The sequence below is a fragment of the Paenisporosarcina sp. TG-14 genome, from assembly GCF_000297555.1.
Taxonomy (GTDB): Bacteria; Bacillota; Bacilli; order Bacillales_A; family Planococcaceae; genus Paenisporosarcina; species Paenisporosarcina antarctica.
In genome coordinates this window covers 41,204-53,348 of the sequence record NZ_AMGD01000027.1, presented here as the reverse complement: position 1 = coordinate 53,348, position 12,145 = coordinate 41,204, and the positions used below count along the sequence as shown (strand labels likewise).

The window sequence follows — 12,145 nt, the reverse complement described above, 5'->3', positions numbered from 1 at the left end:
ATATAGAATGGACCTGCAAAAATATCCATACAAACGAATAAACGTAAAATTTGAGTTCATAATAATAAACAGGATTAGTATTATTATTTTGTTAAACAGGAAAAGGTGGCTTTTCCTATGAATTAATGAGAAATTCTGCATTGAAAATTCAGTCAGTTGTTATGTATGGTTGTTTCTAGTAGAATGAATATTACTGATTTTGGTTTATGAAAAGAGGGTATCAAAATGAAAAAATCTATTTTTGGATTAACATTAGAACAGCTGACAGTGTGGCTTTTAGATAACGGACAAAAAAAATACCGAGCTGAGCAAATCTGGGATTGGTTATATATTAAACGAATTACCGATTTTTCACATATGAATAATGTCAGTAAAGAGTGTATTGAATTACTTGAAGAAAACTTTGTGTTTTATACACTAGAAGAAAGTGTGAAACAGGAATCAGCAGACGGAACAATTAAGTTCTTATTTAAGATGGAAGACGGAAACTTAATTGAAACAGTTTTAATGAGATTTAAGTATGGCTTATCAGTATGTGTTACTACTCAAGTAGGATGTAACATTGGTTGCAGTTTTTGCGCGAGTGGATTATTGAAGAAAAGCCGTGATTTATCAGCAGGTGAAATCGTTGAGCAGATCATGAAAGTGCAACAACATCTTGATGAATTGGAAAAAGAAGAACGAGTAAGTCATATTGTCGTAATGGGAATCGGCGAGCCATTTGATAACTACACGAATTTAATGGGCTTCTTAAACATTGTTAATTCACAAAAAGGCCTTGCAATAGGTGCTCGTCACATTACTGTATCGACAAGTGGAATAGTTCCGAAAATTTACGATTACGCAGATGAAGGGCTTCAAGTGAATTTGGCGATTTCAATTCATGCACCGACAAACGAATTGCGTACACGCATTATGAAAATTAATAAAGCATACCCAATTGAAAAACTAATGGATGCAATTGATTATTATTTGAAAAAAACGAACCGAAGAATTACGTTCGAATATATTCTTTTGCGTGACGTTAATGACCATGTGGAAGAAGCTTGGGGCCTTGCGAAACTCCTTGAAAACAAGCGTCATCTTTCTTATGTTAATTTAATTCCGTATAACCCGGTTGATGAACATGGGCAATACCAACAAAGTACCCCTGAAGCAATTACTGCATTTTATAATGCGCTTAAGAAAAAGGGAATTAACTGCGGTGTTCGCCATGAACAGGGAGCTGATATTGACGCTGCTTGTGGCCAGTTAAGAAGTAAGCAAATTAAAAAAGCTGATAAAGCTAAAATATGAATTATAAGGAATCAACTAACGAAAATCGTCTCTCATTGTAGGGACGATTTTCGTTTTTTTAATTTTAATTAATTATGAAAAACCGTATAAATATTTTAATGGTTTAAAAATAAATAAAATGAATCGATACTATTTTAAAACCTTAATACATAAAATAAAGTAAGCAAAGGAGGAGGAGGAGGTAGGGTAATTGAGTGAAAAGAAGAATCAAGCCCCGTTTGACAAGATCATGCTTGTTCGGACGGTCATCCTTTTTTTAGCTTGGATAAATCAGTATTTGGTAATGAAAGGTTATAGTCCTTTGCCATTTACTAATGAAGAAACTGAAGTGACGGTTACTGTTTTTATCGCATTTGCAGCATCCATTTGGGCTTGGTGGAAAAACAATGATGTACGCTTTAAAGCAAGACGAAATACTCAATTCTTAAAAGATAAAGGATTAAAATAATTAAAGTGAGGAAGAACGGATTAAATAGTAGAAAAAAAAACGCAAAAAGGCCGACTGAAGATGTAAATGTCAGTCGGCGTGATATCGGCTCAAAATTATTATAGCATACTTTTATGAAATCGTATAGTTATTAATAATAAATTGAAATCCTCTTACACTTTGTGTGTTAAGAGGATTTCAATTTATTTAGTGGATATGACGATAAACACCTACAACTTTTCCTAAAATCGATACTTGTTCAACAATAATTGGCTCCATAGAGGAATTTTCAGGTTGAAGCCTGAAATAGGATTCTTCTTTAAAGAAGCGTTTTACTGTTGCTTCGTCTTCTTCAGTCATAGCAACAACGATATCCCCATTATTTGCGGATTGCTGCTGTTTTACAACAACGTAATCCCCATTTAAAATGCCGGCTTCTATCATACTATTTCCCATAATTTCAAGCATAAATAGATTATCTTCTGAAGTTCCGAATGTTTCAGGAAGTGGGAAAAACTCTTCAATATTTTCAATAGCTGTGATAGGTAATCCAGCAGTAACCTTACCTATTAAAGGAACGTTTATAACGTTTGGTCTTAGATCATTTAAGTTATCAATCTCTAAAATTTCAATAGCTCTTGGTTTGGTAGGATCTCGTCTAATTAATCCTTTGCTTTCTAGTCGTGCTAAATGACCATGAACTGTAGAACTAGATGCAAGGCCTACAGCTTCCCCAATTTCTCTTACAGATGGCGGATATCCTTTTCTTCGAACTTCATCTTTAATAAAAGCCAATATATCTTCTTGTCGTTTAGATACTTTTTTCAACCAGTTCACCTCCGCCTAATAGTTTGCCTCATTTAACTAAGTTTAGTATAACAATTGATAGTAATATATGCAAACATAGGTTCTAATTATTGTTGACAAGAAACATGTGTTCGGTTTATAGTGAGGACATACATTTACGAACAAACATTCGCTTAGAGGAGGAATTCATATGAATTGGGTCAAGAATAATTCATTTATATCATTACTATTAGGTATTATCTTTAGTTGTACACTATGTTTTGTTATTTTTGCAATTGAGAAAGAGGAATCTTTTAATGAAATCTTGATACTTGAGGGAGATACACTTTGGACGTTATCCGATAAATATCGAGGGAACACACCAAAACAAGATTGGATTACAGAAGTGATGATAACGAATAACTTAAATACACAAATGATATTAGCGGGTGACTCTCTTTTAATTTCAACCAGTCATTATCAATATACAACAGTTCAAGGTGTAGAATATGCTGGAGATATAAAGTAATGGCAAACACTAATTCTGCTGTTATATACTGCCGTGTAAGTACTGAAAAAGAAGCTCAAGAATCTTCTTTAACTAGGCAAGAAGAAGAGTTACGTCACTTTGCTCAAGGACAAAAATACTTTGTAAGAGATGTATTTATTGACCAACATAGTGGTTACTCTGTCGAACGTGAAGGTTTACTAGATATGCTAGATTTTGTTAAAATACATTCAATAACCACAGTCTTTATCCAAGATGAGACTCGTTTAGGGCGAGGTAATTCTCGTATGGCTATTTTACATATGCTAAAAAAATTAGATGTTCAAGTAATTTCTTTAAATGATGGTGGTTCTATTTGTTTAAATGAAATGGACACGATGATGCTCGAAATCTTAGCTCTTGTAGAGGAATACCAACGAAAATTGCATAATGCAAAAATTCGAAGAGGTATGAGAAGGGCTGTTGTACATGGATTTAAACCCGAAAAGAACCTTAAAAATCAAGGTAATCCTGAAGGTAGAGAACGAAAAGAAATCCCAATAGAAGAAATCGTGAAACTACGCCAAAATGGTTTAACATATGAAGAAATTGCATCAACTTTAAGAGGATTCGGTTTTCCTGTAAGTAAAGCAACTGTCCATCGAAGATATACGGAGTATAAAGAAAGACTTGGAGGCTAAATACTTGCGCTCTGAGTCTTTTTTGCATACCGTTTAAGAAGATTATTAAAAGAAAGGTGTGAACTAATGTTATCTTCAGATAAAATTGCCCGAATTAATGAGCTATCAAAAAAATCTAAATCAATTGGTCTTACACTCGAGGAAGCCAAAGAACAAACGTCATTACGAAAAGAATATTTAGAAACGTTTCGTTCATCCATGAAAAATACGATTGAAAACGTGACAGTTATAGATCCAGAAGGTAATGATGTAACCCCTGAAAAAGTGAAAGCAATTAAAGAAAAGAAATTTCTGAATTAAACCAACATTTCATTAACCATTGTCAGTTCGTCAAAAGTTGACTAAACTAAAGGGAGAAGAAAACTTCTGTTTCAGAAAGGATGTCAAACATGTCTCAAAACTTAGATCAGTTAGCCATTAATACTATTCGTACGTTATCAATCGATGCAATTGAAAAAGCAAACTCAGGTCATCCAGGGTTACCAATGGGTGCTGCTCCAATGGCCTATACACTTTGGACAAAGCATTTACGTCATAATCCTGAAAATCCTACTTGGTTCAATCGCGATCGTTTTGTTCTTTCAGCAGGCCACGGTTCAATGTTGCTATATAGCTTATTGCACTTAGGTGGATATGATCTGCCAATGGAAGAGATTAAAAATTTCAGACAATGGGAATCTAAAACACCTGGTCATCCAGAGTTTGGTCATACTTCAGGCGTAGAAGCAACAACTGGTCCACTTGGACAAGGTATCGGTATGTCTGTTGGTATGGCTATGGCAGAGCGCCATTTAGCGGCAGTATACAATAAACCGAACCATGAAGTTATTGATCATTTCACGTATGCTCTTTGTGGTGATGGAGACTTAATGGAGGGTGTTGCAGCAGAAGCTATTTCTCTTGCTGGCCACTTACAATTGGATAAATTAATTGTTCTTTACGATAGCAATGACATTTCTCTTGATGGTGATTTAAATAAATCATTCTCGGAAAAAATCCAAAAACGTTTTGAATCTTATGGATGGAACTATTTACATGTCGCAGATGGAAACTCACTTGAAGATTTAACAAATGCGATTGAATCAGCTAAAAACCATAAAGGTCAGCCTACTCTAATCGAAGTTAAAACGGTTATTGGTTTTGGATCTCCAAATCGTTCAGGTAAATCTGATGCACACGGGATGCCATTAGGTAAAGATGAAGCGTTATTAACAAAAGAAAGCTACAAGTGGACATTTGAAGAAGATTTCCATGTGCCTGAAGAAGTGTATGCTAATTTCAAGGAAGCTGCAGAGCAACTTGGAGGAGCTAATGAAGCATCATGGAATGAATTGTTTAGCTCATACAAAGAAGAGTACCCTGAACTTGCAGAACAATTAGCATTAGCAATAAAAGGACAACTCCCTGAAAGCTATGATGCTGAAATTCCTGTATACGAAGCTGGAAAATCACTTGCAACACGTGCATCTTCTGGTGAAGTGTTGAATGCTATCGCTAAAACTGTCCCATCGTTCTTTGGCGGAAGCGCGGATCTTGCTGGCTCAAATAAAACCACGATTAAAGGTGCTGGTGATTTCTCTAGTGACTCTTATGAAGGTCGTAACATTTGGTTTGGTGTTCGTGAATTTGCAATGGGTGCTGCTTTAAACGGTATGGCCTTACACGGTGGTTTACATGTGTTTGGTGGAACATTCTTTGTGTTCAGCGACTATGTACGACCAGCTGTGCGTCTATCAGCTTTAATGGGACTTCCTGTAACGTATGTATTTACACATGACAGCATTGCTGTTGGTGAAGATGGTCCTACACATGAACCTGTTGAACAATTGGCTTCATTACGTGCGATGCCGAATCTATCAGTTATCCGTCCTGCCGACGCTAACGAATCGGCTGAAGCTTGGAAGCTAGCTGTGTCATCTAAATCTATTCCAACTGCATTAATTTTATCTAGACAAAACTTACCTGTACTTGAGCACACTGCAGAGCTTGCAGCTGAAGGTGTTGCTAGAGGAGCGTATGTGGTATCTCCTGCGAACAAAGAACAAGCAGACGTACTATTATTGGCAACAGGTTCTGAAGTTTCGCTTGCAGTCAATGCACAACATGTATTAGCTGAAGAAGGAATTGAAGTAGCTGTAATCTCTATGCCTTCTTGGGATCGTTTTGAAAAACAAGATGCTGAATATAAAAATAGTGTCTTGCCAAAAAATGTGAAAAAACGTTTAGCGATTGAAATGGGCGTTTCATTTGGTTGGGAACGTTACTCTGGCGATGAAGGTAGTATTTTAGCAATTGATCGCTTTGGCGCAAGTGCACCAGGAGAGATTGTAATGAAAGAATTTGGTTTCTCTACAGAAAACGTAGTAGCGCGAGTGAAATCTTTACTTAATAATTAATTTAAAAAACAAGTAGTGTGCATTCGCCACTACTTGTTTTTTTCTGTCAATAATAGTGATGGAGAACGGTCGCAGTTCGACAACTTTAGCAATGAATACCCTTTATACTAAATTAAAAGATGGGGGTATATCATATGCGAACATATAAAATTTTTCATATTAAGAAAGCTTACCAACCATTCGTATTAGGTAGAGAAAAGATGTTACAAGAATTATTAGGGAAAGAACATGTACAAAGTGATCAAGAACATAATGAAATGACCTATGTATGTGAGAAAATTGATGAAGAATTAATTAAAAAGAGTTTGGATAAAAAGCTGAGCCGTTTGTTTACGCATAAAGAACAAGATGATAACAAAATATTACTTGAACATCCGTTAAAAGGTTCGATACATATGAAAATCGATCCTTACTGTTTACATGTTTGGTGTAAGGGATCTCATATGCTCGATTTGGATCTATTTGCCGGTTTATCAGATTCAAGTGATTGTTACATGGCATTTCAACAAGAAGAGATATCTTTTGGTTGGTTAAAGCCAATTAAGATTGGCTCTATTCATTCATTTACAGAAATTCTAGACTTCGTCTAGTAAGAAGAAAGGTTTTGTTGTATAATCCTTCTTGGAGATATAAACTCAGGTTATACACCGAGAAGGAGGAAGACAACATTGAATTTAGTATTAGCAATCTCATTAATTATACTAGCGCTAGTAGCTGGAGCTGCAATTGGTTTCTTTGCTGCGCGTAAATATATGATGAAGTACTTAAAAGAAAACCCACCAATTAATGAACAAATGCTTCGAATGATGATGGCTCAAATGGGACGAAAACCATCTGAAAAACAAGTTAAGCAAATGATGAATCAAATGAATAAAATGCAAAAATAAAAATAGCACTCGCTAAGAGTGCTATTTTTATGCTTTTGGCAATAAATTATAGGTGTTTAAAAAGTCGGCAACTGTTTTTTCGTATTCTTCTGAATTTTGATTGAACGATTGTGCATGGGAGCCCTTTTCAAATAGTTTCAATTGTTTTGGGCCTTTTTTTAATTCGTAAAGTTGTTTGGTCATTTCTGGAAGAATAAAATCATCAAGTAAGCTATGAATGAATAAAACTGGTTTATCGATTCGCGTTACTGCTTCTCGAGGAGACACTAACTTCATCGAATAGCCATCACGGACGCGTAAAAACACATCTGCTAGTTTAATGGCTAGACTTGAGCGAAGTGGCGTTTGTTTTTTCATCAAATACAGTAGTTGATCAGTAAAATCAGAAAATGCACAATCAACGATATAAAAATGCGCATGGTCTTGAAGCGTACCTGCATATAATATAGTTGTTGCTGCGCCCATAGATTCACCATGGATACCGATAATGGCATCTTTTCCTGAGTGATCATTGACAGCTTTTACGACCGCTTGTAAATCCATTTTTTCATAATGGCCAAAACTAGTTGTTTTACCTCCCGAATCACCATGTCGTCTATGGTCATAAACTACAGAATTAAAACCTAATCGTTCAAAGAGTCGTACATATTTAACGGAATTAATTTTACTTTCGGTAACACCGTGACAAATGATAACATAATTATTCGTGTCCAAAGGCTCTAAAAAGATTGCTTTTACTGGATAACCATTAGGACTAGCAATCCATTTTTCAGTCTTTCTGACAACATTAAACCAAGCTTCGTTAAATCTATTTGCAGTAATCTCCCGGTTTAATATAAATGCATCGTCCTTTTTTTTCAAATACATTAACCGGCTTGTTATCATAAAACCAAAAACCGCCGCTCCTACTGTCATAATACTCGTAAGAATACTAGTGATCCAAAGAATGCGACGCTTCATAGTTATTCCTCCTACGCTTGTTGTTGTATTTCGTATAATCTAAACATGCCCGTGTCAATTGGTCTTGAAACACAAGGGGCAATAATGGATACCGCTTCACATAATAAATCCAAATTAATTCCTGTTTGAACTCCCATTGTATGTAGCATATTCACCACATCTTCAGTTGCTACATTACCTGTGGCTCCAGGTGCAAAAGGACACCCACCAAGACCGCCAGCTGAAGTATCAAAGCGAGAAACGCCAGCGAGCAATGCGGCATATATATTGGCTATCCCCATTTTTCTTGTATCATGAAAATGAGCAGTCATTAAGACATTTGGTATTTCCTTAATTAAGTGAGAAAATAACGAATAACTTTCATGTGGATTCGCCATGCCAATTGTATCGGCTACACTAAGTTCATCAACTCCCCAGCTTGCAAACTCTTTACATAGTGATAATGTGTCTTCAATGGATATTTTACCTTCATAAGGACAATAAAATGCAGTGGAGATACAAGCCCTAACAAAGTATCCTTGTTGTTTTAAATTCGAAATAACCGGTTTTAATCCAGCCATACTTTGAGCAGTCGTTTTGTTTATATTTTTCATGTTAAAAGAATTACTTACCCCAACAAAAACTGCCATACTTTTTGCGCCTACTTCAATCGCTCTTTCCACGCCTTTTGAGTTAGGTGTCAAAACGAATTGTCTACCTTGCTTTTGAACAAATTCAACTATATCGGCTGCGTCGGACATTTGTGGTACCCACTTAGGTGAAACAAAAGAAGTGATTTCCATTTCTTGAATTCCGGATGCTTGAAGTGCGTGTATAAATGCGAGCTTGTTTTCAGTAGAAACTAAATTTTTCTCATTTTGTAAACCATCACGTGGGCCAACCTCGATTATTGTCACATTGTTTGGTAAACTAAACATAACATCTCTCCTTTAGTCTATTGTAATGATGATATAGGGGTGCAAGCAAATTTATTTTTCAACAAATTAGGAGGAATTTACATTGTCAACAATAGAAGTGGTTGTCGTAAGTGCTGTTCGTACAGCAATTGGTTCATTCCAAGGGGCGTTAAAAGACGTACCAGCTACAAAATTAGGTGCACTTGTAATAAAAGAAGCATTAAAAAAAGCAGGACTTGAACCAAATCAAGTGAGTGAAGTTATCATGGGGAATGTCCTACAAGGTGGCCTTGGTCAAAATCCAGCAAGACAAGCAGCTATTTTTGCAGGTCTTCCTGATACGATACCATCTATGACTATAAATAAAGTATGTGGATCTGGACTAAAAGCAGTTCATTTAGCTACTCAAGCCATTATTGCTGGGGATGCTGACATCGTTGTAGCGGGTGGATTTGAAAATATGAGTCAAGCACCTTACTTATTAAAGAACGCTCGTGAAGGATACCGAATGGGCGATCAAAAAGTAGTGGATAGTATGGTTTCTGACGGTTTATGGTGTGCGTTTAATGACTACCATATGGGCGTTACGGCAGAAAATTTATGTGATCGTTATGAAATTTCTCGTGAGCAACAAGATGAGTTCTCTGCTCGTTCTCAACAACGTGCAGTTCAAGCAATTGATTCAGGGAAATTTAAAGAAGAGATTGTAGCTGTTGAAATTCCACAACGAAAAGGGGATCCGATTGTTTTTGATACAGACGAATACCCAAAACGTGGAACTACAGTAGAAAAATTAGGCAAGTTGCGTCCAGCCTTCAAAAAAGAAGGAAGCGTTACAGCAGGAAATGCTTCCGGAGTTAACGACGGAGCAGCAGCTGTTGTTGTAATGTCTAGAGCAAAAGCGGACGAATTAGGCTTAACTCCTCTTGCTATAATAGTCGCAAATGCATCTGCAGGTGTTGATCCTTCAGTGATGGGAATTGGCCCTGTACAAGCTGTTAAAAATGTTTTTGCAAAATCAGGTCTTTCAATGGCAGATATTGACTTAGTAGAAGCGAATGAAGCTTTTGCTGCACAATCGATAGCAGTTGATCGTGAGCTTGCCTTCGATCATGAAAAACTAAATGTTAACGGTGGAGCTATCGCTTTAGGACATCCAATCGGTGCTAGTGGTGCACGTATTTTCGTTTCACTTCTTCATGAAATGGCTAAGCAAGATGCTAAAACAGGTTTAGCAACTTTATGTATAGGTGGCGGTCAAGGTGTCGCTACAATTGTAAAAAGAGCATAAGGTAGAAGGTGAATAATGATGGCAAAAAAGAAACAGCAGGGGCAGAAACAACCTGACCGCTCAGAGCGAGAGCAAGGGAACACGTTAGCCGACCAACTTCAAAATGATGTAGTAGAAAAATTAAAACTAGCAAAAAAACAATTACAAGATGCTGAGCGTAATCAAGAAGAAGAACGCGAAGCGCAAGCACAATTCAATAGAAAACAAAAAGAGAAGAACAAATCATTCGCTGAACTGTTAGATGATTACGGAATGAATGGCAATAAATTTTAATCGAAAAGCGCCAAAGAGATTTTTTCTCTTTGACGCTTTTTATCTATATTTTTACTAAGGGTAATACTTAGATTAAAGTACCTGTCTACTCCAAGTGCCAGACCTTATTATACGTTAGACCAAACTACATGAAAAAATTTATGATCAGTGAATGTAATTAGTAAGAATTTACTCAATTTAACCCAATTTTACGATGTTCTTTGTATCGATCATCTCTCAGTAAATTTGTTACTTGTTCTAAATCATTAGTTGAAATTGATCGGTGGTATGCGTCAATAGTACTTGTTATTTGTTTCTCTGAACTAGCACCGGCAACTATTGCTGCCACTTGTTTATGCTGTAAAACGAACGCTAGAGCAAGACTAGTCAAATCTTCTGTGTGTTTACCAATCTTTGATAAGGTTTCTAGTAATAATTCTTTACTATACTCACCATAGCCTTTAGAATCTTCAACACGTTTCATTACTTCGGCAGTAAGCAATCCCTTAGCAAGTGAACCACGAGTAACAACAGAGGCTCCGTGACCAGCTATCAATTCAAACCACTCTTCTGGTCTACGGTCTAACATACTATACTGCATCATAACAGAGCTTGCTTGGTCCTTTGCTAAAAACCGATTGACTACATTCGGGCGAATGGAGGAAATTCCGTACGCCCGAATCAGCCCTTCTTTTTTTAAAGATTCGAAAGCATCGACTGCTTCTTCTAAATTATCTTCCATCGTTCCACCGTGTAGTTGATACAAATCGATATAATCTGTTTGTAGTCTTGTTAAACTTTCTTTTACTTGCTTAGTAATATATGAACTAGATGAATCCCAAGTCCATCCAGCTTCATCCTCACGCCATTTATTACCTACTTTGGTAGCTAGCAAGATGTTTTGACGTTTTCCTTTTAATGCATGGCCTACAACAACTTCATTTTCACCCTTATCGTATAAATCTGCGGTATCAAAATACGTAATGCCGTGGTCGATAGCGGCATCCACAATTTTTTGGGCTTCGACATTGTTAGTTGGAAGTGACATACAACCTAGTCCGATTTCGGATGCAAATAATCCGCTTTTTCCAAGTTCACGTTTTTTCATAATCATCCTCCTCATTTCATACATGGTACAATTGTGTTTGCATATAGACAACTAGAAAGGGTGGAATCCATGAAAAAATACGAAGAGAAATCTATTTCAACAACACCTATATATGACGGAAAAGTCATATCATTACGAGTAGATGAAGTGACACTACCAAATGGTAAAACCTCGAAACGAGAATTAATAAAACATCCTGGAGCAGTTGCGATTATACCAATAACTGAAGAAGGTAAAATAGTATTTGTTGAACAATACCGAAAAGCGCTTGAACGCTCTCTAATTGAAACACCAGCAGGAAAACTAGAGCCTGGTGAACAACCAGAAATAACGGCAAGAAGAGAACTTGAAGAGGAAACGGGTTACGGATGTGGGAAATTAACCTATATTCAATCGTTTGCAACTTCACCAGGATTTGCTGATGAAATCATTCATTTATTTGTAGCAGAAGAATTATCTAAAATTGAAAATGCTGCGGCACTTGATGAAGATGAATTTGTGGAAGTGATTGAAGCAACCATTGAAGAAGCGGAAGAAATGATGAAGAATGGACAAATTTTTGATGCCAAAACTGCCTATAGTGTTTTATGGGCAAAAGAATATTTACAAAAATGATGAATGGATGATACCGGGACACGCATAAGCTAATCTATGAAAG

General features: G+C 36.4%; 15 protein-coding genes. 11 read left to right on the top strand and 4 right to left on the bottom strand.

Going from position 1 to position 12,145, the window contains the following annotated elements; all coding sequences use genetic code 11:
- Window positions 1-225 precede the first annotated feature (225 nt).
- Both rlmN and C406_RS0109700 read left to right on the top strand, forming a co-directional pair.
- On the top strand, window positions 226-1,296 hold the full coding sequence (gene rlmN / locus C406_RS0109705; protein WP_017380422.1) for a 23S rRNA (adenine(2503)-C(2))-methyltransferase RlmN: 1,071 nt from the start codon (window positions 226-228) through the stop codon (window positions 1,294-1,296).
- Window positions 1,297-1,486: 190 nt separating this feature from the next.
- A complete protein-coding gene (locus tag C406_RS0109700; RefSeq protein WP_017380421.1) occupies window positions 1,487-1,744 on the top strand; it encodes a phage holin in 258 nt (85 codons plus the stop codon).
- Between the two features lie 186 nt (window positions 1,745-1,930).
- Here the strand turns inward: C406_RS0109700 and lexA are convergent, their stop codons facing one another.
- Window positions 1,931-2,551: a transcriptional repressor LexA gene (gene lexA / locus C406_RS0109695; RefSeq protein WP_017380420.1), complete on the bottom strand. Its 621-nt coding sequence runs from the start codon at window positions 2,549-2,551 to the stop codon at window positions 1,931-1,933.
- Between the two features lie 169 nt (window positions 2,552-2,720).
- Between lexA and yneA the strand changes: the two genes are divergently transcribed.
- From yneA to C406_RS0109665, 6 genes are all read left to right on the top strand, one after another.
- Window positions 2,721-3,038, top strand: a complete 318-nt coding sequence (gene yneA / locus C406_RS0109690; RefSeq protein ID WP_017380419.1) for a cell division suppressor protein YneA — start codon at window positions 2,721-2,723, stop codon at window positions 3,036-3,038.
- Window positions 3,038-3,697, top strand: coding sequence for a YneB family resolvase-like protein (locus tag C406_RS0109685; protein ID WP_017380418.1), 660 nt, complete (start codon window positions 3,038-3,040; stop codon window positions 3,695-3,697). Before yneA ends, C406_RS0109685 begins: the two co-directional genes overlap by 1 nt.
- A gap of 66 nt (window positions 3,698-3,763) precedes the next feature.
- On the top strand, window positions 3,764-3,997 hold the full coding sequence (locus C406_RS0109680) for a DUF896 domain-containing protein (RefSeq protein WP_017380417.1): 234 nt from the start codon (window positions 3,764-3,766) through the stop codon (window positions 3,995-3,997).
- 89 nt (window positions 3,998-4,086) lie between these two features.
- Window positions 4,087-6,093, top strand: coding sequence for a transketolase (gene tkt, locus C406_RS0109675; RefSeq protein WP_017380416.1), 2,007 nt, complete (start codon window positions 4,087-4,089; stop codon window positions 6,091-6,093).
- Window positions 6,094-6,227: 134 nt separating this feature from the next.
- The gene (gene sirA, locus C406_RS0109670) at window positions 6,228-6,683 is read left to right on the top strand and encodes a sporulation inhibitor of replication protein SirA (RefSeq protein ID WP_017380415.1); all 456 of its coding nucleotides are present in this window, start codon (window positions 6,228-6,230) and stop codon (window positions 6,681-6,683) included.
- A 78-nt stretch (window positions 6,684-6,761) separates the two neighbouring features.
- Window positions 6,762-6,980: a YneF family protein gene (locus C406_RS0109665; RefSeq protein ID WP_017380414.1), complete on the top strand. Its 219-nt coding sequence runs from the start codon at window positions 6,762-6,764 to the stop codon at window positions 6,978-6,980.
- A gap of 27 nt (window positions 6,981-7,007) precedes the next feature.
- On the opposite strand, the gene C406_RS0109660 is transcribed toward C406_RS0109665, so the two are convergent.
- Both C406_RS0109660 and C406_RS0109655 read right to left on the bottom strand, forming a co-directional pair.
- On the bottom strand, window positions 7,008-7,940 hold the full coding sequence (locus C406_RS0109660; protein WP_017380413.1) for an alpha/beta hydrolase: 933 nt from the start codon (window positions 7,938-7,940) through the stop codon (window positions 7,008-7,010).
- A gap of 11 nt (window positions 7,941-7,951) precedes the next feature.
- On the bottom strand, window positions 7,952-8,857 hold the full coding sequence (locus C406_RS0109655) for a hydroxymethylglutaryl-CoA lyase (RefSeq protein ID WP_017380412.1): 906 nt from the start codon (window positions 8,855-8,857) through the stop codon (window positions 7,952-7,954).
- 82 nt (window positions 8,858-8,939) lie between these two features.
- Between C406_RS0109655 and C406_RS0109650 the strand changes: the two genes are divergently transcribed.
- The gene (locus tag C406_RS0109650; RefSeq protein WP_017380411.1) at window positions 8,940-10,127 is read left to right on the top strand and encodes an acetyl-CoA C-acetyltransferase; all 1,188 of its coding nucleotides are present in this window, start codon (window positions 8,940-8,942) and stop codon (window positions 10,125-10,127) included.
- An 18-nt stretch (window positions 10,128-10,145) separates the two neighbouring features.
- Window positions 10,146-10,400 carry a YqkE family protein gene (locus tag C406_RS0109645; protein ID WP_017380410.1) on the top strand — a complete coding sequence of 85 codons (255 nt, stop codon included), beginning with the start codon at window positions 10,146-10,148 and terminating at the stop codon, window positions 10,398-10,400.
- 172 nt (window positions 10,401-10,572) lie between these two features.
- Here C406_RS0109645 and C406_RS0109640 read toward each other — a convergent pair whose 3' ends face one another.
- Entirely contained in the window at window positions 10,573-11,487 is a 915-nt protein-coding gene (locus C406_RS0109640; protein WP_017380409.1) for an aldo/keto reductase, read from the bottom strand.
- 69 nt (window positions 11,488-11,556) lie between these two features.
- On the opposite strand from C406_RS0109640, the gene C406_RS0109635 reads away from it, so the two are divergent.
- Complete coding sequence (locus C406_RS0109635; protein ID WP_017380408.1) at window positions 11,557-12,102, top strand: NUDIX hydrolase; 546 nt, start codon at window positions 11,557-11,559, stop codon at window positions 12,100-12,102.
- The last annotated feature ends 43 nt before the right edge of the window (window positions 12,103-12,145 follow it).

What these genes read in the sequence shown, in the direction of transcription:
- C406_RS0109640 (WP_017380409.1), bottom strand. Translation starts at nt 11,487, where the DNA reads ATGAAAAAACGTGAACTTGGAAAAAGCGGATTATTTGCATCCGAAATC.
- tkt (WP_017380416.1), top strand. Translation starts at nt 4,087, where the DNA reads ATGTCTCAAAACTTAGATCAGTTAGCCATTAATACTATTCGTACGTTA.
- rlmN (WP_017380422.1), top strand. Translation starts at nt 226, where the DNA reads ATGAAAAAATCTATTTTTGGATTAACATTAGAACAGCTGACAGTGTGG.
- C406_RS0109645 (WP_017380410.1), top strand. Translation starts at nt 10,146, where the DNA reads ATGGCAAAAAAGAAACAGCAGGGGCAGAAACAACCTGACCGCTCAGAG.
- C406_RS0109660 (WP_017380413.1), bottom strand. Translation starts at nt 7,940, where the DNA reads ATGAAGCGTCGCATTCTTTGGATCACTAGTATTCTTACGAGTATTATG.
- C406_RS0109635 (WP_017380408.1), top strand. Translation starts at nt 11,557, where the DNA reads ATGAAAAAATACGAAGAGAAATCTATTTCAACAACACCTATATATGAC.
- yneA (WP_017380419.1), top strand. Translation starts at nt 2,721, where the DNA reads ATGAATTGGGTCAAGAATAATTCATTTATATCATTACTATTAGGTATT.
- C406_RS0109680 (WP_017380417.1), top strand. Translation starts at nt 3,764, where the DNA reads ATGTTATCTTCAGATAAAATTGCCCGAATTAATGAGCTATCAAAAAAA.
- C406_RS0109655 (WP_017380412.1), bottom strand. Translation starts at nt 8,857, where the DNA reads ATGTTTAGTTTACCAAACAATGTGACAATAATCGAGGTTGGCCCACGT.
- C406_RS0109685 (WP_017380418.1), top strand. Translation starts at nt 3,038, where the DNA reads ATGGCAAACACTAATTCTGCTGTTATATACTGCCGTGTAAGTACTGAA.
- sirA (WP_017380415.1), top strand. Translation starts at nt 6,228, where the DNA reads ATGCGAACATATAAAATTTTTCATATTAAGAAAGCTTACCAACCATTC.